This window comes from Stappia sp. (genome assembly GCF_965276915.1).
Classification (GTDB): domain Bacteria; phylum Pseudomonadota; class Alphaproteobacteria; order Rhizobiales; family Stappiaceae; genus Stappia.
Window position 1 is genome coordinate 1,932,217 of the sequence record NZ_OZ255709.1, and the last position, 18,851, is coordinate 1,951,067.

The window sequence follows — 18,851 nt, forward strand, 5'->3', positions numbered from 1 at the left end:
GACGGCCGCCTCCATCGGGAAAGCTCCTCCATGTCCGGCGAGGGCAAGAGGCCCCGCCAGCCGCATGTCACGCCGACCGGGATAGCATCGCCGGGCCTGCCGGGGAAGGCGCCGCGCGGGGCCGCCGCCGCGCGGAAACGTTTCCGTCTTGGGACTGTCATGCGCGCCGTGCTATTCAGGGCGCCCGTTTCCGCCCCTTTGCCGCATCCGTGTCGCGCACTGCCGCCGCCCGTGTGATGCAAGGGCGCGCGGGCCACAACGACACGCGGAGCCCGGCAGCGATGTGCGGCGACAGGCAGAGATGAACGACGAGAGCACGGACCGCCCGGCACCGGCCGCCGGAAACTTTCTCGGTGAACTGCGCGCGCGCCTTGTTGCGCAGCGCTGGGTGCTTGGTGCCGCGGTCGCGCTGGCCGCGGCCGCCTGGTGGCAGGCGGTGGTGACGCTGCCGGTCGCGCTGGCGGGCGTCGCGGTCATGGCTCTTGCCGCGCTTTTCGCGCCCCGCCGCCGGCTTCTCGTTGCCCGTCGCCAGCGCCAGGCGCGCCAGGTCTCTCCCTGGCCGGACACCGGCATGAAGCATCTCGCCGACGCGCTCCCCAATCCCTGCTTCATCGTCGACCGGCGCGGCATCACCCGCTATGTCAACCGCGCCGCCCGGGTCCGTTTCGGCGACCCGCATCCCGGCGATCCGCTCTCCATGCGGCTGCGCATTCCCGCCCTGCTCGAGGCGCTCGACAAGGTCGCCGCCGGCGGTCCGGCACAGCGTATCGAGTGGAGCGAGCGGGTGCCGATGGAAAGCTGGCTCGAGGCCTTCGTCGCTCCGCTGGCGCAAGGCGGCGAGGGCGGTGAGGCGAGTGCCGCGCCCCTCCGGTTCATCCTCGTCACCGTCCAGGACCTCACCGAGCAGCGGCGGCTGGAGCGCATGCGCGCCGATTTCGTCGCCAACGCCAGCCACGAGCTGCGCACCCCGCTCGCCTCGCTGACCGGCTTCGTCGAGACGCTGCAGGGCCCGGCCCGCGACGACCCGGTGGCGCGCGAGCGCTTTCTTGCGATCATGCTGCAGCAGGGTGACCGCATGCGCCGGCTCATCGACGACCTCTTGTCGCTGTCGCGCATTGAGTTGAAGGCGCATGTGCAGCCGGAGACGGTGCTCGACCTGGCGCCGCTGCTGCGCCACACCTGCGACGCCCTGAAACCGGTCGCCGACGAGGCCGGCGTCACGGTCGAGGTGACGACGCCGCAAGCGCCCTGCATGGTGCGCGGCGATCGCGACGAGCTCATCGAGGTGATCGAGAATCTCGTCGAGAACAGCATCAAATACGGCGCATCCGGCAAGCGGGTGGAGATCGACCTCGCCGCCGGAGAGGCCGCCCGTGCCGATGCACCGGGCATCTGGGTGCTGGCCATTCGCGATTTCGGCCCGGGCATCGCGCCGCAGCACCTGCCGCGCCTGACCGAGCGCTTCTACCGCGTCGATGTCTCGACCAGTCGCGAGATGAAGGGGACGGGTCTCGGCCTTGCCATCGTCAAGCACATCCTGACCCGTCACAAGGCGCGGCTGGAGATCGAGAGCACGCCCGGCGAAGGAGCCTGCTTCAGTGTCAAAATCCCGGCGGCGACCCTCGTCGAAGAACCGGGTGATGGCGATAAAGCCCTTTTAAAACATACGCTTGATCTGTCACAAAACTGATACTCAACGTTCATATAAGCATCACGGGGCAGGACTAGGGTGCCCCTGACCTTGCAGGAATAAGTCTGTGGGGGGTCGAATTATTAATCCTGAAATCCAGGGAGAGATCAGGTGAACATCAAAGCTCTTCTCAGCGCGACCGCGATTGCCTCGGTTGCATTCGCCGGCGCCGCCGTTGCCCGTGACCAGGTCCAGATCGCCGGTTCCTCGACGGTCCTTCCCTACGCTTCCATCGTTGCCGAGGCCTTCGGCGAGAACACCGAATTCCCGACCCCGGTGGTCGAGTCCGGTGGTTCGGGCGCCGGTCGCAAGAAGCTCTGCGAGGGCGTGGGCGAGAACACCATCGACATCGCCAACTCTTCTTCGCGCATCAAGCAGTCGGACATCGATCTCTGCGCCCAGAACGGCGTGACGGAGATCCAGGAAGTCCGTATCGGCTATGACGGCATCGTCTTTGCCTCGGACATCAACGGCAACTCCTTCGCCTTCACCCCGTCGGACTGGCACAATGCCCTTGCCGCCAAGGTGGTCAAGGACGGCCAGCTCGTCGACAATCCCTACACGATGTGGAACGAGATCCGCGCCGACCTGCCGGCCCAGGCGATCCTTGCCTTTGTCCCCGGCACCAAGCACGGCACCCGTGAAGTCTTCGACGAAAAGGTCATCATCGATGGCTGCGAAGAGAACGGCGCGCTGAAGGCCATGGTCGACGCCGGCACCTCCGAGAAGGACGCCGAGAAGGCCTGCATGGCGCTTCGCACCGACGGTCGCTCGATCGACATCGACGGCGACTACACCGAGACGCTCGCCCGCATCGCCGCCAACAAGGACGGCATCGGCGTGTTCGGCCTGTCGTTCTACGAGAACAACACCGACAAGCTCAAGGTCGCGACCATGAACGGCATCGTGCCGACGACCGAGGCGATCGCCAAGGGCGAGTACCCGGTGTCGCGTCCGCTGTTCTTCTACGTCAAGAACGCCCATCTCGACGTCATCCCGGGCCTCCAGGAGTACATCGAGTTCTTCGTCTCCGACGAGATCGCCGGCCCGAACGGCCCGCTCGCCGAATACGGCCTCGTCTCCGATCCGGAGCTCGCCAAGACCCAGGAAATGGTCAAGAACCGTACCCCGATGGGTCCGCTGAACTGACACTGAAGCACCCGGTGGCGCGGTCCTCGCGTCACCGGTTTTCTTCTGGCGGCTAGCGGCGGAAAGACCATGAATATTGGTATTCTTTTGCTGATTGTGCTGGGCATATCCGGGCTCGGTTATTATTTCGGCAAACAGCGCGCGCTTTCTCTCTCTGCGAAAAGCGGGCGCAAACTGCATTCTCTCCCCGGCTATTACGGACAGGCGGTGGCCCTGTTCGCGGGTGTACCGGCGCTTCTCCTGATGATCGCCTGGCTGTTCCTTCAGCCGATCGTGCTGCACAGCCAGGTGAACGGCATGATCCCCGACAGCGTGATCCCCGAGGGCGGCGCGCGCAGCCTTGTGATGGCGGATGTCGAGCGGGTTGCCGGCGGGCTGGACGCGCTGATGGAAACCGGCGGGCTGGATGAGGCCGGGCTGGAGCGGCTGCGGGCCGACTTCACCAATATCCGGTCGCGCCTGGCCGATGTCGGCGTCGCCGTCGGGTCGGACATTCCGGTCGAAGTGCTCGAGGCGGCCAAGGCCTTCAGGAGCGGGAACAGCACCGGGCAGACCCTGATGGCGGTTCTCGCCGTGGCACTGTCCCTTGGTCTTGGCGGTTGGTTTTACGTCCGCATCACGCCGGAAATGCGGGCCCGCAACACCAGCGAGACCTTTGTCCTGGCCTTGCTGATCGGGTCGTCTTCGGTCGCCGTCCTGACGACCGTCGGCATCGTTGCCTCGCTGATGTTCGAAACGTTCAATTTCTTCAAGATGTATCCGGCGCAGGACTTCTTCTTCTCCACGGTGTGGAACCCCCAGTTCCGCGGCGGCTCCGATCTCGGCATCCTGCCGCTTCTCTGGGGCACGCTCTACGTGTCGTTCGTGGCACTGTTCTTCGCGGTTCCGATCGGCCTGATGATCGCGATCTACCTTTCCGAATATTCGGGCAGGGTGCTGCGTGGCTTCGCCAAGCCCGCGATCGAGGTGCTGGCGGGCATTCCGACCATCGTCTACGGTCTCTTTGCCCTGATCACTGTCGGTCCCTTCATTCGCGACTGGATCGCGCAGCCGGCCGGTCTTGGCAGTTCCTCCTCGTCGGTTCTGACTGCGGGATTGGTGATGGGCATCATGTTGATCCCCTTCGTCTCCTCGCTGTCCGACGACATTATCAACGCGGTGCCGCAGGCGATGCGCGACGGGTCCTACGGTCTCGGGGCGACGCAGTCGGAAACGATCAGGCAGGTGATCTTGCCGGCCGCGCTGCCTGGCGTCGTCGGTGCCATCCTTCTCGCGGCTTCCCGCGCTATCGGCGAGACCATGATCGTGGTTCTCGGTGCCGGTGCGGCGGCGAGGCTCGACCTCAATCCGTTTGAAGCCATGACCACGGTCACCGTGAAGATCGTCAGTCAGCTTACCGGCGACACGGAGTTCGCCAGTCCGGAGACGCTCGTTGCCTTCGCTCTCGGCCTGACCCTGTTCGTCTTCACTCTCGGGCTCAACGTCCTTGCCCTCTACATCGTCCGCAAATATCGGGAGCAGTACGAATGACCGACGCGACAATCACTGCCGCTGCCGGTTCGGTATCGAGCCCGGCCCCGAAGATGTCGCTTCTGGCGGCGGACGCTCGCACCAAGCGCCGCAACGCTGCCGAAGCCAGGTTTCGCATGCTCGGACTTGCCGCGGTGATCCTCGGCGTGCTCGCTCTGGTCGGGCTTCTTGCCTCGATCCTTTCAAACGGCCTGTCGTCCTTCCAGCAGACCTATGTCGCACTCGACATCTATCTGGATCCGGAGCGGCTCGACAAAGCAGGAGACGGCGATCTGGAGAAGATCGCCAAGGTGTCGACCTTCGGTTACGCGCCGATCATCCAGAAGGCGATGGACGACAAACTGGCTGCAGTCGGTGTCTCCGTTGACGGTCTTTCGTCCAAGGATGCCGCCGACCTGATCTCCAAGGAAGCTCCGGCGGAGTTGCGGCGCTACGTCCTCGCCAACCCGACCCAGATCGGCGAGACCGTTCCCTTCAACCTGCTCGCCTCCGGCCGCATCGACGGTTACTACAAGGGGCGTGTGTCGATGGAGAGCGCGGCACTCGACCGGAACGTCTCGCCGGAACAGCTGCGTCTCGCCGACAAGCTGAAAGAAGAAGGCGTACTGGTTACCCGCTTCAACTGGAACTTCTTCACCGCGCCGGATGCGTCGGATACCCGGCCTGAGGCTGCCGGTCTTGGCGTGGCGATCCTCGGTTCCGCCTACATGATGCTGGTGGTGCTGGTCCTGTCGCTGCCGATTGGCGTGGCGGCCTCCATCTACCTGGAGGAATTCGCGCCGAAAAACCGCTTCACCGACGTGATCGAGGTGAACATCGCCAATCTCGCGGCGGTGCCGTCCATCGTTTTCGGCATTCTCGGTCTTGCCGTCTTCATCAACTTCGTCGGTCTGCCGCAGTCGGCACCCATCGTCGGCGGTTTGGTGCTGACGCTGATGACCCTGCCGACGATCATCATCGCGACCCGCGCCTCGCTGAAGGCGGTGCCGCCGTCGATCCGGGACGCGGCACTCGGTGTCGGCGCCTCGAAGATGCAGTCCATCTTCCACCATGTGCTGCCGCTGGCCATGCCGGGCATTCTGACCGGCACGATCATCGGCCTTGCACAGGCACTGGGCGAAACGGCGCCGCTGCTGCTCATCGGCATGGTGGCTTTCGTCCGCGAGTTTCCGGCGGCTCCGCCGGAAGGGTTCTTCGACCCGGCCTCCGCGCTGCCCGTCCAGGTCTACAACTGGACGCAGCGTGGCGACCCGGCCTTTGTCGAGCGCGCATCCGGGGCGATCATCGTCCTGCTCGTATTCCTCGTGATGATGAACCTTGTTGCGATCATCCTTCGTCGCCGGTTCGAGCGTCGCTGGTAAGGGAGACCTGGAACCATGAACCAATTGCTCAAAGCCGATAAGGTTGTCGCCATGTCAGACTCCAAGATTTCCGCGAAGAAGGTCCAGGTCTTCTATGGCGAGACCCATGCCATCAAGGACGTTGATCTCGAAATCGCGGAGAAGACCGTCACCGCCTTCATCGGCCCCTCCGGCTGCGGCAAGTCGACCTTCCTGCGCTGTATCAACCGCATGAACGACACGATCGACGTGTGCCGGGTGAAGGGCGACATCCTCATCGACGGCGAGGACATCTACGATCCCAAGGTCGACCCGGTGCAGTTGCGCGCCAAGGTCGGCATGGTGTTCCAGAAGCCGAACCCGTTCCCCAAGTCGATCTATGACAACGTCTCCTACGGACCGCGCATTCACGGGCTTGCCCGCAGCAAGGCGACCCTGGACGAGATCGTCGCCTCCAGCCTGCAGAAAGCGGGCCTGTGGAACGAGGTCAAGGACCGGCTCGACGAGTCCGGCACCGGACTTTCCGGCGGCCAGCAGCAGCGCCTCTGCATTGCCCGCGCCATCGCGGTCAATCCGGAAGTGATCCTGATGGACGAACCCTGCTCGGCGCTCGATCCCATCGCCACCGCCAAGGTGGAGGAGCTGATCGATGAACTGCGTGAGAACTTCACCATCGTCATCGTCACCCACTCGATGCAGCAGGCCGCCCGCGTGTCGCAGCGCACCGCCTTCTTCCACCTCGGCAACCTTGTCGAGGAAGGGGAGACCAAGGAGATCTTCACCAACCCCCGGGACAAGCGCACCCAGGACTACATCACCGGCCGCTTCGGATAAGATCCGGAAGGTCGCGATTTTCCAGGCGGGGTGTGGCGCAGGCAATGCGCCCCCCGGCGCAGACAGGGCGGGAACGCCCGATGGAGAAGAGACATGAGCGAACATACCGTGTCCTCCTTTGACGAGGAGCTGAAGGAGATCGCCGGCCGCGTGTCGGAAATGGGCGGTCTTGCCGAAGTGATGCTGAACGATGCCATTTCCGCGCTGGTGCGCATGGACAAGGAACTGGCCCGTCGCGTCATCGCCCAGGACAAGCGCGTCGATGCGCTCCAGTTCGAGGTCGAGGAGCAGGCGATCCTGATCATCGCCCGCCGCCAGCCGGTCGCCAGCGACCTGCGCGACGTGATTTCCGCGATGCGCATCTCCAACGACCTGGAGCGCGTCGGCGATCTGGCCAAGAACATCGCCAAGCGCGTCATCGCCATCGAGGGCAGCTTCGATTCCAAGAAGTTCGCGCTCGGCGTCGAGCACATGGTCGAGCTCACCCAGGTGCAGCTCAAGGATGTTCTGGATGCCTATGGCAGCCGCGACGCGGTTGCCGCCGCCTCGGTGCGTGATCGCGACGACGAGGTCGACGCGCTTTACACCTCGATCTTCCGCGAGCTGCTCACCTACATGATGGAGGATCCGCGCCAGATCTCGATCTGCGCCCACCTCCTGTTCTGCGCCAAGAACATCGAGCGCATCGGCGATCACGCGACCAACATCGCGGAGAACGTCATCTACATGTCGACCGGCGTGCTGCCGACCGACGAGCGCCAGAAGGTCGACGAGACCGGTGTCGAGGCCGGCGCCGCCTCCTGAGGCGCGAAAACGGCGCCGGCGGGAGACCCCTCCGGGGCCGGCGCATCAAGTGACAAGAACGTCCGGAGGCCGCGGGGCGGGGAATGCCCCGCCGGCCAACCGGACGGGTCGGGTGAACGAGGTTACCTGGAATGCCGAAGGTTCTGATTGTCGAGGACGAAGAACCTCTGATCATGATGCTGCGCTACAATCTCGAGGCCGAGGGATACTCGGTCGAGACCTGCATGCGCGGCGACGAGGCCGATATCCGCCTGCGCGAAAGCCAGCCGGATCTCCTGCTTCTCGACTGGATGCTGCCGGGCCTGTCCGGCATCGAGCTGTGTCGCCGGTTGCGCTCGCGCGCCGAGACCGAACGCCTGCCTGTCATCATGCTGACGGCGCGGGGCGAGGAGTCCGAGCGCATTCGCGGGCTCGCCACCGGTGCCGACGACTACGTGGTCAAGCCGTTCTCGATCCCCGAGCTGATGGCCCGGGTGCGGGCGATGCTGCGCCGCGCCAAGCCCGAGGTCGTCTCCTCGCAGCTTCGCGCCGGCGATCTCGAACTTGACCGCGAGACCCACCGCGTGCGCCGCTCGGGCCGCGAGATCCATCTCGGGCCGACCGAGTTCCGCCTGCTGGAGTTCCTGATGACCTCGCCGGGCCGTGTCTTCTCGCGCGAACAGCTTCTCGATGGCGTGTGGGGACATGACGTCTATGTCGACGAGCGCACCGTCGACGTCCATGTCGGGCGGCTGCGCAAGACGATCAACCGGGGCAAGTCGCCGGACCCGATCCGCACCGTGCGCGGTGCGGGCTACGCCTTCAACGACCAGTTCGCCGCAGCCTCGTAGGGGTCCCGGCACGTCGGGACAGGGCTTCGGCGCGCTCCGCGTCTGTCTCTTGCGGCCACCTGCCGCCCACGAAAACGCCCGTGAAAAAGCCCGCCGCGGTGACCGCCGGCGGGCTTTTTCACGGGCGTGTCGCCGGGCGCTTCGCCCGGCCTTGAAGGTCAGCCGATAGCAGCGGTCGGGGCGCTGCGGTCGCGGCGGCGGTCGCTCGCCGGCTGGTAGGCAATGCGGCAGTGATAGGCGCAATAGGGCACGCCCGGGGTCGACTGGTGGCCGCAGAAGTAGAAGTCGTCCTTGGTCGGGTCGCCGATCGGCCATTTGCAGGTCCGCTCGGTCAGCGTCAGGATCGTCGCCCGCTTGGCGATCGGCACCAGCTCGGCGACCGGCTTTGCCCGCGGTGCGGGAGCGGCCTGCGGAGCGGTCTCCATCTTCAGCGCCGTCGCGCCGATCGTCTGCGGTCCGGCCTGCGGCTGCGTCTCGCCGCCCTGAGCCGCCTCGGCCTGGCCGCCGGCGGTCTTCACCGGCTTGCTGCGGGCCTTCTGGCTGTTGGAGGGCGCCTTGGCGCGGCCCGAGAGGCCCAACCGGTGCACCTTGCCGATCACCGCATTGCGGGTCACGCCGCCGAGCTCGGCTGCAATCTGGCTGGCGCTCAGGCCATCGCTCCAGAGCTTGGCGAGAAGGTCGACGCGTTCGCTTGTCCAGGACATGCGCATGACTCCGTGTTGGATCGGGCTCCGACATCTGGTTAATAAAAGGTTATCGGCACACCGTAGGGGCGCCCCGCTCATTGCCGGATTTTGAGGCTTTTGTGAGTCGGTTACACGAGATGTCGTATTTGTTAATTTGGAAACTACAATATGCCGCGTTTTGAGTGCAAGACGCAGACCCGATTCACCTGGGGATTGATCCGGTTTTCCCCAGGAAAGCAGCCGGTGCCGGCCTTTTCCGGTGGTTGCCGGGCACGCCAATACCGTTGACTTTCTCGCGCCTGCGAGGTGTATAACGGGGCTTCCTGGTCGTGCCGCCTCTCGTGGGCGGCATATTGCTTTCAGGCCCGTCCTTTTCAAGGCGGCCGGGGGCGGGACGGGAGGCGGGCCCGCACGGGCATCGCCGGCATTTTTCGACCGCGAGCCGGGTGACCCGGACGCGGATCCGGGCGAAAGGCCCGCAACGAGGAGCTGGACGGACATGGAAGCGTCATCTCTCTATCAGACCTACAGCCGTGCGAACCTTTCGTTCGCGCGTGGCGAGGGTGTGTGGCTGGAGACCGCTGATGGCCGACGCTTTCTCGATTGCGCCGCCGGCATCGCGGTGAACTCTCTCGGCCACTGCCATCCCGCGCTGGTCGCCGCGCTCGAGGCGCAGGCGGGCAAGCTCTGGCACGTCTCCAACGTCTACGGCATCGACGGCCAGGAGGAGTTCGCCCGCAAGCTGACGCAGGCAACCTTCGCCGACCGCGTCTTCTGCACCAATTCGGGCGCGGAGGCGCTGGAATGCGCGATCAAGACGGCGCGGCGCTATTTCTATGCCAAGGGCGAGCCGGAGCGGATCGACATCATCACCTTCGAGGGGGCTTTCCACGGCCGTACGCTGGCGACCATCGCCGCCGGCGGGCAGGAGAAGTATCTTGAGGGCTTCGGCCCCAAGGCGCCCGGCTTCGTCCAGGTGCCCTTCGGCGATCACGAGGCGCTGCTTGCCGCCATCGGCGAGACCACTGCCGGCATCCTGATCGAGCCGATCCAGGGCGAGGGCGGCATCCGGCCGGTGGCGACCGAGTATCTGCGCGAGTTGCGCAAGCTGTGCGACGACAACGGCATCCTGCTCCTCCTCGACGAGGTGCAGACCGGCGTCGGCCGCACCGGCAGGCTCTTCGCCCATGAATGGGCCGGTATCACGCCGGACATCATGGCGGTTGCCAAGGGTATCGGCGGCGGCTTCCCGCTCGGCGCGTGCCTTGCGACCGAGGAGGCGGCCTCCGGCATGAAGCCCGGCACCCACGGCACCACCTATGGCGGCAATCCGCTCGCCATGGCGGTGGGCAATGCCGTGCTCGACGTGGTTCTTGCCGACGGCTTCCTCGAGGAGGTCCAGAAAAAGGGCCTGCTGCTGAAGCAGAAGCTGGCCGGCGTCGTCGACGGCCATCCGGCCATTTTCGAGGATATTCGCGGCAAGGGCCTGATGCTCGGCCTCAAGTGCCGGGTCACCAACACCGATCTTCTCGCCCGCTTCCGCGAGGCGGGCGTCCTGGCCGTCGGGGCCGGCGACAATGTGCTGCGCATCATGCCGCCGCTGACGATCACCGAGGCGGAGATCGAGGAGGCCGTGTCGCGGATCGAGCAGGCGGCCACCGCCATGGAAAGCGGACTTGAGCGGGGAGCTGCCGAGTAATGACCATTCAGCCACGCCATTTCCTCGACCTCACGGATGTCGCGGATGAGGACCTTCGTTTCATTCTCGACGGCAGCCGGCGCATCAAGCAGGCGCGCGGTCCCGTGCGCGTGTCCGGAGACGGCCCGCTTGCCGGCCGCGTGCTCGCCATGGTCTTCGAGCAGCCCTCGACGCGGACCCGCATCTCGTTCGATGTGGGCATGCGCGAGCTCGGCGGCGAGACCCTGATGCTGACCGGCGCGGAAATGCAGCTCGGCCGCGGCGAGACCATCGCCGACACCGCCCGCGTCCTGTCGCGCTATGTCGACGCCATCATGATCCGTATCCTCGACCATGACGCCCTGCGCGAGCTGGCCGAGCACGCCACCGTGCCGGTGATCAACGGCCTGACCAAGCGCACCCACCCGTGCCAGATCATGGCCGATGTGCTCACCTTCGAGGAGAAGAAGGGCAGGATTTCCGGTCGTTCGGTTGCCTGGACCGGCGACAGCAACAACGTGCTCGCCTCCTGGGTCCATGCGGCTGCCAAGTTCGATTTCGAGCTGCGCATCGCAACGCCCGGCGAACTGGCCCCGCCCGAGGAGCTGATCGCCACGGCGCGCCGTGCCGGCGCGCAGATCCGCGTCACCGACGATCCGTTCGAGGCGGTGAAGGGTGTCGACTGCGTCGTCACCGATTGCTGGGTGTCGATGGGCGACGACGATGGCGACCGCCACAACCTCTTGAAGCCCTACCAGGTCAACTCACGCCTGATGGGCGAGGCCGACCGCGAGGCGATCTTCATGCATTGCCTGCCCGCCCATCGCGGCGAGGAGGTGACCTCCGAGGTGATGGACGGCCCCCAGTCTGTCGTTTTCGACGAGGCGGAGAACCGGATGCACGCGCAAAAGGGCATTCTTGCCTGGTGCTTCGGAGCGTTGCAGGGCGCATGAGATGAGCATGCAGGACGAACTTGAACGGCTCGGTGTCGCCCCGGCCGGGCGCGATGCCGTGTTGCCTTTCGCCGTCGAGCCGCTCGACGTGCGCGGTCGCGCCGTCCTGCTCGGCCCGGTGCTCGACCGCATCCTCGACCGGCACGCCTATCCGGCGCCCGTCTCGCGGCTCCTGGCCGAGGCGGCGACGCTTGTCGCGCTGCTCGGCACCTCGCTGAAGTTCGAGGGCCGCTTCACCCTGCAGACGACGACGGACGGTCCGGTCTCCATGCTGGTCGTCGATTTCCAGACGCCGGACGGCCTGCGCGCATGCGCCCAGTTCGACGCCGAGGCTGTCGCCGAGGCGGAAGCGCGCGGCGCCACCGATACGCCGGCGCTGCTCGGTCGCGGCCATCTGGCGATGACGGTCGACCAGGGCGCGGCGATGAACCGCTACCAGGGCATCGTCGCGCTGGACGGCACCACCATGGAAGAGGTGGCGCACCAGTATTTCGCCCAGTCGGAACAGATCCCGACCGTGGTGCGCATTGCCGTTGGCGAGGTGCTCGACCGGCAGCCGGGCGCCGCGCCGCGTCACTCATGGCTTGCCGGCGGCGTGCTTGCCCAGTTCCTGCCCGACGCGCCGGAACGCATGCGGCAGGCCGACCTGCCGCCCGGCGATGCTCCGGAAGGTGCCGGGGAGCATTTCGTCGAGGAGGACGACGCCTGGCGCGAGGCCCGCGCTTTGGTCGAGACACTGCGGGATTCCGAACTCGGAGATCCGGAGATGAGTGTCGAGCGCCTGCTTTTCCGGCTTTTCCACGAGCGCGGCGTTCGCGTTTTCGCTCCGCAACCTCTCGCCGACCGCTGTCGCTGTTCGGACACGCGCATCCGCGCCATGCTGAAGGGCTTCACCGGGGAGGAGCGCACCGACATGACGGTCGATGGCCGTATCGAGGTGACCTGCCGCTTCTGCAACACCCGTTACGACTACGAGGCCGGCGAGTTCTGACGCCGCCGCCTCACTCTGCCTTCGGCAGCGTCGGCGTGCCGGAGCCGACATCGACCGTACCTGATCCAACCTCGACGGTTCCTGATCCGATCTCCGCAGGTCCGGACGCGATCGGCACGGTGCCGCTCGCCGGCGGGCTCGGCGGCAGCGGTGCAGGAGCGGTCGCAGGGGGCGGATCTGGGTAGAGGACCGGGTCGGGGCCGACCGGGTTCATCCAACCGCGACCTGTCTGCTCGGTGAGCGGATCCGGTTTGTCCTTGCCTTCGGGTCTGCCATCGGGGTCCGGTGCGGTATGGTTCTTCGTCATGCGCGTATCCCCCTTGGTCAACGTCAGACCTCATTCTGATCGCGCTCGCGCAACCGCGAAATGCGCTGGATCAAACTGCTGCAACGGGCGCAACTTTGTCGCGGAAAGCGTCAGCGCCCCGCACGGCCACATTTTGATACACTCTTGAACTTGCAAGCCATGGCGGCCGCTTCGATAGTCTCGAACGGCGCAGTGTGCATGCGCGTAGCAATCCAGTCCGCGACCGTCCCCCTATAAAGGGGCGGGCGCGTGCAGAAAGCCGGCGAGTGGACACCAGCGTGTGGACAAAGGACGAGTGGTCAAAGGGCGAGTGGACAAAGGGCGAGTGGAAAAGAGTGTCATGCTGAAATCCGTCGCGGACGTCTCGCAGTCGCCAAAGGGCGATGTCGCCTTCGAGCGGCCGCAGCCCCGGGCGCGCTCCCGCAGGCGCATCGGCGTCCTGGCGATGAAGGCCCTGCTTCAGGCGCTGGTCGCGCTTGCCGTCCTTGGCCTCGCCTATCAGGGCATGTCCCGGCTGATCCTCGCCAAGGACCCTGTCCCCGTCCGCCAGGCGCGCGAGACCACCTATATCGTCGAGCTGCAACCGGTCGGGATCCGCGATCACGCACCGCTCCTGTCTCTCTATGGGGAAGTCCTGGCGGCGCGCACGGCGGAGCTGCGGACCCTCGTCGCCGGCGAGATCATCCGTGTCAATCCGCTGCTCGAGACCGGTTCGGTGATCACCGCCGGCGAGGAGCTCGTCGCCATCGACCGCTTCCAGTACGAGGGTGCGGTCACCGAGGCCCGCGCCAACCTGGCCGAGGCCCGCGCCGTGCTTGTCGAGGCGCGTGGCCGGGTCGCCACGGAGGAAGGCAATGTCGAGCGCGCGCGCGAGCAGCTTGCCTTTGCCGAACGCGACCTGGAGCGGGCTGCCCAGCTGCGCGACAGCGGCTCGGTTACCGAACGCACCCTCGACGAGCGCCGGCTGCTCGTCTCCCAGCGCGCCCAGGCGCTTGAGCAGCGGCGTAATGCGCTGACCGTCGAGACCGCCCGGGTCACCCAGCAGGAAGCGGCGATCGAGCGGCTCGAATGGCGCCTTGAAGAGGCACAGAAAAACCTTGCCGACACAGTGCTGAAAGCGCCTTTCTCGGCTGTCGTGCGATCCGAGAACGCGGCCATCGGCCGGCTCGTCGGCGTCAACGACGTGGTCGCGACGCTCTATGACCGCGATGCGCTCGAGGTGCGCCTGACCCTGTCCGACAACCAGTATGGCCGCATCCTGGCCGACAGCGGCACCGTCGTCGGCCGCCCGGTCGAGGTGTTGTGGTATATCGGCGGCACGCCCGTCACTTATTCCGGCGAGATCCGGCGCATCGGCGCCGATGTGGCGCTCCAGCGCGGCGGCATCGACGTCTACGCCCACGTCACCGTGGCGGAGGGCCAGACCGTGCTGCGACCCGGCGCCTTTGTCGAGGTTCGCCTTGACGACCGCACCTATCCCGGCACCGCACGCATTCCCGAAGGTGCCCTCTACGGGACCGACCACGTGTTCGTCGCCGTCGACGGCCGCACCGTGCGGCGCGATGTTGAGGTCGTCGCCTTCGACGGGACCGAGCTGATCGTGCGCGGCGATCTTCGGGACGGCGACCAACTGGTCGCCACCCGTCTTGACCAGGCCGGCGAGGGCATCCTCGTCGCCGAGCCGTCGAACCGCGCCTCGGGCGGCGAAAAGCCGGCATCCGCCGGCGGGAAACAGTGACCATGCGCGACACCGGCTACGTCCCCAAGAGCGTCATCGGCCATTTCCTGCGGCACCACAACGCGGCCAACCTGGTCATGGTGCTGATGATCCTGTTCGGCGCCTTTGGCCTGGCCCGGCTCAACGCGGAATTCTTCCCGCAGATCGTCATCGACCGCATCTCGGTGTCCATCTCGTGGCCCGGCGCCAGCGCGGAGGACGTGGAAAAGAACATTCTGCAGGCGGTCGAGCCGGAGCTGCGCTTCATCGACAATGTCGACGAGATGATCTCCTACGCCCGCGAGGGATCGGCCTCGGTGCGGCTGGAGTTCCTCGAAGGCGCCGACATGCAGAAGGCGCTGTCGGACGTGGAGCAGGCGATCGCCGGCGTGACCACGCTGCCGGAGGACGCCGAGACCCCGCGCATCTCGCTCGCCAACTGGTTCGACCGGGTGGCGCGCGTCGCCCTGCGCGGTCCCTTCAGCGAGGACGCGCTGAAAAGCTATGCCCGCCAGATCCGCGACGACCTGATCGCGCGCGGCATCGACAAGGTCACCTTCAACGGCTTCCGCGACACCGAGTTCGTCGTCAAGGTTCCCGAGCGCGAGCTGCGCCGCCTCGACATGACGCTCGCCGACATTTCCGAACGCGTCGCGGCCAACACCCGCGACCTGCCCTCCGGCAATCTCCAGGGCGGCGTCGAGCGGCAGGTGAGGGCGGTCGCCGACACCACCTCGCCGGAAGCGATCAGCCGCATCGTCGTCAAGTCGTTCCCCAGCGGCGAGAAGGTGGAGCTGCGCGACGTCGCCGAGGTCTCCCGCTCCTACGACAAGGACCAGGTGATCGGCTATTCCGACGGCATGCGGGCTGTCGAGCTGACGGTCGAGCGCTCCGCCCAGGCCGACCAGCTCAAGGTCAACGCCATTCTCGACCGCTACCTCGCCGAGATCGGGCCGCGGCTGCCGCAATCGCTGGAACTGGTCAAGTACGAGGTGCGCGCCGAAGGCCTCAGCCAGCGCATCATGATCCTGGTCGAGAACGGCATTTCCGGTCTCTTCCTCGTCGTCATCGTGCTCTTCGCCTTCCTCAATGCGCGCATCGCGTTGTGGGTGGCGGCCGGCATTCCCGTCGCCATCCTGGCGACCATCGGCATCATGTGGATCTCGGGCCAGACCATCAACATGATCTCGCTCTTCGCGCTGATCATGACGCTCGGCATCATTGTCGACGACGCCATTGTCGTGGGCGAGCACACCGCGACCCGCGTCGCCATGGGCGACAGCCCCTACGCCGCGGCGGAGGAGGGGGCGGGCCGCATGCTCTGGCCCATCGTCGCAGCCTCGACAACGACCATCGCCGCCTTCCTGCCGATCATGCTGATGGGCGACACGATCGGCCAGATCATGGGCGCCTTGCCGCTGGTCGTCATCGCCGTCGTGATCGCCAGCATCGTCGAGTGCTTCTTCGTGCTGCCGGGCCACCTTGCCCACTCGCTGTCGCGCGTGCCGTCGTGGAGCTGGTGGCGGGTCGTGCTTCTCGCCGGTGCGCCGGCGCTCTTCGTCATCGGCCTTGCCGGACGCCCGGACATCGCCGTGCCGCCCTGGCTCGACTGGCTGGCGGTGCCTGCCCGTTCCGCCCGCGAGGGCCTTGGCGAGATCGCCTTCGACACCGTCGTGCTCGGTCTCTTCTTCCTCCTCGCCGCGGCGCTGGAGTTCCTGCTCCTCGTGCTGCGCCGCCTGCGCGCCCGCAGCCCCTATGACGAACGTCCGGGCTGGTTCCGGCGCGGTTTCGACGCCGGCTTCGGCTGGACCCGGGACGTTCCCTTCCGCGGCCTCGTGCGCGCCGCCTACAACTGGCGCTATGTCACGGTCGCCGTTGCGGTCGCCACCCTGCTGCTCACCGCCGGGCTGATGCGCGGCAATCATGTCGGTTTCCGCTTCTTCCCCTCGCCGGAGGCGGAGAACATCCGCGCCTCCGTCGATTTCGTCGCAGGCATTTCCATCGAGGATGCCGAGGCGGCCCTGCTCAGGGTCGATGCGGCGCTGCGCCAGGCGGAGGAGCGGCTGACGGCGGAAAACGGCGAGAAGCTCGTCGTCGCCTCCTACGCGACGCTCGGCCAGTCCGGCTACAATCGCGGCAACAACGTCGCCAGCATCGACGTGCAGCTCACTGCTTCGGAGGAGCGCAGCATCCGCACGCCGGAGGTCGTCCAGGCCTGGCGCCGGGCCCTGCCGGACATTCCCGGCACCAAGCGCGTCGCCGTGTTCGAGCGGCGCGGCGGCCCCCCGGGACGCGATCTCGACATCCGCCTGATGGGCGACGACATCACCGCCCTGAAACAGGCTTCGCTCGAGCTGCAGGAACTCCTGACCGCCTATCCCGGCGTCGACGGGGTCGCCGACGACCTGCCTTATGGCAAGCCGGAGCTGGTCATCGAGCTCAGCCCGCGCGGCCGGGCGCTCGGCTTCACCGTGGAGAACGCCGCCCGCCAGATCCGATCGGCCCTGGAAGGCACCATCCCGCGCCGCTTTGCCCGCGGCGAGGAGGAGATCACCATCCGCGTCCAGCAGGAGCTGGAGCTTGGCGGCGGCGGCGCGCTGCGCGACCTCGCACTGAAGGCGCCGGGCGGCAGTTTCGTGCCCCTGACCGAGGTGATCACCCTCTCCGACCGGCAGGGCTTCTCGGTCATCCAGCGCCGCGACGGCCGCATCACCATCTCCGTCTCGGCCGATGTGGATGCCGACGTCACCTCCAACATCCAGATCGTCCAGGACCTGGAGACCGGCAAGATGCAGGAGATCGCCGGCAAGTACGGCGCCGACTACCGCTATTCGGGGCGCGAGGAGGAGCGGCGCGCCGCCTTCTCCGACCTGCAGCTCGGCACGGTCGCGGCGATGGCGATGATCTACATCATCCTTGCGGCGATCTTCGCCAGCTATTTCAAGCCCCTGGCGGTGATGTCGATCATCCCGTTCGGGGCCGTCGGCGCGGTTTTCGGCCACTACATGATGGGCTACGACCTGACCATCCTCAGCTTCATCGGCCTGCTCGGCCTCTCCGGCATCCTGGTCAACAACTCGATCATTCTGGTCGACCGCTTCGAGGACCGCATCAAGGAGGGTCAGTCGGTCGCCGATGCGGCGGTGTCCTCGGCGCAGGACCGCCTGCGTGCCGTGCTGCTCACCTCGCTGACCACCATTGGCGGTCTCGCGCCGCTGCTGTTCGAGACGAGCCTGCAGGCGAAGTTCCTGATGCCGATGACGATCACCATCGTCTTCGGACTGTCTACGGCGACCGTGCTGGTGCTCGTCCTCGTGCCGGCCCTGATGGGGATTGGCGACGATATCGCCCGGCTCCTCTCGACTTCGCGTGCGCCACGTCCGGGCCCGGGCGAAGACGTCTCCGGCCCGCCCGCCCGCATGTCCGGAAGCGGCGGCGTTCCGGCGGAGTAGCAACCCGCAATTCCGGCACCGCGCGTCGTGAAAATGCGTCAGAAAGCTTGCGTTGCCGGCGACTACTCGGCTGACAACTGCTTTGCGAACTCCGCCGCCATGGACGCCGCCCTGGCGAGGTTCCCGTCCCAGGTCGCCGGCGACGCATTTTCCAGCGGGCGCGCAGCGCCGCGCGTCGTGAAAATGCGTCTGAAATCTTGCGTTGCCGGCGACTACGCGGCTGACAACTGCTTTGCGAACTCCGCCGCCATGGACGCTGCCCGCGCCAGATTGCCGTCCCAGGTCGCCGGTGACGCCCCGCGCGGGGCAAGGTCGTGATTGCCGTCTTCCAGCCAGTCGATCCGCACATGCTCCGGCAGGGTCTTGTCTGCCAGGTCCGCCGCACTGCCGAACCCGTCGCGGTCGCCCTGCGCGATCAGCACGGGCCGCCGGGCGCCTTCCAGCGGGGCCATGCGCCAGTCGTCGGGCTTGCCCTGCGGATGGAACGGATAGCCAAGGCAAAGAACGCCCGCGACGCGCTTGGGCAGCGATCCGCCGGCCGTCAGGATCGCGGCGACCCGTCCGCCCATCGACTTGCCGCCGATCAGCACCGGCCCGCTCGTCTGCGCCAACACCGCCTGCAGCGCCGCCTGGTATTCGCTGACGAGCAGTTCCGCCTTGGGCGGGGGCTTTTTCGGCCCGCCATTGCGCCGCCCGGCCATGTAGGCGAACTCGAACCGGGCGACCGCCAGCCCGGCCGCCGCCGCGTGGCCGGCGAAACGGTTCATGAAGCCGGAATCCATCGTTCCGCCGGCGCCATGGGCGAGCAGCAGCGTCGCCACGGCCGGCGTGTCGCCTTCGGGGCGGGTCCAGAGAAGCTCGGTCATGCGTGGCCTTTGGTCGCGATCTGT

Annotated in this window: 15 protein-coding genes; 12 read left to right on the forward strand and 3 right to left on the reverse strand. The window is 66.6% G+C overall.

The features are described 5' to 3' along the window. Positions 1–301: 301 nt before the first annotated feature. From ACQY46_RS09095 to phoB, 7 genes are all read left to right on the forward strand, one after another. Positions 302–1,690 carry an ATP-binding protein gene (locus ACQY46_RS09095; RefSeq protein WP_428699926.1) on the forward strand — a complete coding sequence of 463 codons (1,389 nt, stop codon included), beginning with the start codon at positions 302–304 and terminating at the stop codon, positions 1,688–1,690. 111 nt (positions 1,691–1,801) lie between these two features. Then, entirely contained in the window at positions 1,802–2,839 is a 1,038-nt protein-coding gene (locus tag ACQY46_RS09100; RefSeq protein WP_428699927.1) for a substrate-binding domain-containing protein, read from the forward strand. Positions 2,840–2,908: 69 nt separating this feature from the next. After that, positions 2,909–4,369, forward strand: a complete 1,461-nt coding sequence (pstC, locus tag ACQY46_RS09105; protein WP_428699928.1) for a phosphate ABC transporter permease subunit PstC — start codon at positions 2,909–2,911, stop codon at positions 4,367–4,369. A gap of 116 nt (positions 4,370–4,485) precedes the next feature. Continuing rightward, a complete protein-coding gene (pstA, locus tag ACQY46_RS09110; RefSeq protein ID WP_428700452.1) occupies positions 4,486–5,730 on the forward strand; it encodes a phosphate ABC transporter permease PstA in 1,245 nt (414 codons plus the stop codon). A gap of 51 nt (positions 5,731–5,781) precedes the next feature. After that, positions 5,782–6,543, forward strand: coding sequence for a phosphate ABC transporter ATP-binding protein PstB (gene pstB / locus ACQY46_RS09115; protein WP_428699929.1), 762 nt, complete (start codon positions 5,782–5,784; stop codon positions 6,541–6,543). 93 nt (positions 6,544–6,636) lie between these two features. Beyond that, positions 6,637–7,347: a phosphate signaling complex protein PhoU gene (gene phoU / locus ACQY46_RS09120; RefSeq protein WP_428699930.1), complete on the forward strand. Its 711-nt coding sequence runs from the start codon at positions 6,637–6,639 to the stop codon at positions 7,345–7,347. Positions 7,348–7,478: 131 nt separating this feature from the next. Beyond that, a complete protein-coding gene (gene phoB, locus ACQY46_RS09125) occupies positions 7,479–8,177 on the forward strand; it encodes a phosphate regulon transcriptional regulator PhoB (protein WP_428699931.1) in 699 nt (232 codons plus the stop codon). A gap of 158 nt (positions 8,178–8,335) precedes the next feature. Here the strand turns inward: phoB and ACQY46_RS09130 are convergent, their stop codons facing one another. Continuing rightward, the gene (locus tag ACQY46_RS09130; RefSeq protein WP_428699932.1) at positions 8,336–8,881 is read right to left on the reverse strand and encodes a GcrA family cell cycle regulator; all 546 of its coding nucleotides are present in this window, start codon (positions 8,879–8,881) and stop codon (positions 8,336–8,338) included. Between the two features lie 481 nt (positions 8,882–9,362). Between ACQY46_RS09130 and ACQY46_RS09135 the strand changes: the two genes are divergently transcribed. Genes ACQY46_RS09135 through ACQY46_RS09145 form a run of 3 tightly spaced genes read left to right on the forward strand, consistent with a single transcriptional unit; the run spans position 9,363 to position 12,485 of the window. Beyond that, entirely contained in the window at positions 9,363–10,562 is a 1,200-nt protein-coding gene (locus ACQY46_RS09135; RefSeq protein ID WP_428699933.1) for an aspartate aminotransferase family protein, read from the forward strand. Continuing rightward, positions 10,562–11,494, forward strand: coding sequence for an ornithine carbamoyltransferase (gene argF / locus ACQY46_RS09140; protein ID WP_428699934.1), 933 nt, complete (start codon positions 10,562–10,564; stop codon positions 11,492–11,494). The genes ACQY46_RS09135 and argF overlap by 1 nt, the downstream gene beginning before the upstream one ends. A 7-nt stretch (positions 11,495–11,501) precedes the next feature. Then, on the forward strand, positions 11,502–12,485 hold the full coding sequence (locus ACQY46_RS09145) for an Hsp33 family molecular chaperone (protein WP_428699935.1): 984 nt from the start codon (positions 11,502–11,504) through the stop codon (positions 12,483–12,485). 10 nt (positions 12,486–12,495) lie between these two features. Here ACQY46_RS09145 and ACQY46_RS09150 read toward each other — a convergent pair whose 3' ends face one another. Beyond that, entirely contained in the window at positions 12,496–12,792 is a 297-nt protein-coding gene (locus ACQY46_RS09150) for a hypothetical protein (protein ID WP_428699936.1), read from the reverse strand. Between the two features lie 340 nt (positions 12,793–13,132). On the opposite strand from ACQY46_RS09150, the gene ACQY46_RS09155 reads away from it, so the two are divergent. Next, positions 13,133–14,530 (forward strand): efflux RND transporter periplasmic adaptor subunit, encoded by a 1,398-nt coding sequence (locus tag ACQY46_RS09155; RefSeq protein ID WP_428699937.1) that lies wholly within the window; start codon positions 13,133–13,135, stop codon positions 14,528–14,530. 2 nt (positions 14,531–14,532) lie between these two features. Continuing rightward, positions 14,533–17,961 (forward strand): efflux RND transporter permease subunit, encoded by a 3,429-nt coding sequence (locus tag ACQY46_RS09160; protein ID WP_428699938.1) that lies wholly within the window; start codon positions 14,533–14,535, stop codon positions 17,959–17,961. 212 nt (positions 17,962–18,173) lie between these two features. Here the strand turns inward: ACQY46_RS09160 and ACQY46_RS09165 are convergent, their stop codons facing one another. Then, positions 18,174–18,827, reverse strand: coding sequence for an alpha/beta family hydrolase (locus ACQY46_RS09165; RefSeq protein WP_428699939.1), 654 nt, complete (start codon positions 18,825–18,827; stop codon positions 18,174–18,176). Positions 18,828–18,851: the final 24 nt, after the last annotated feature.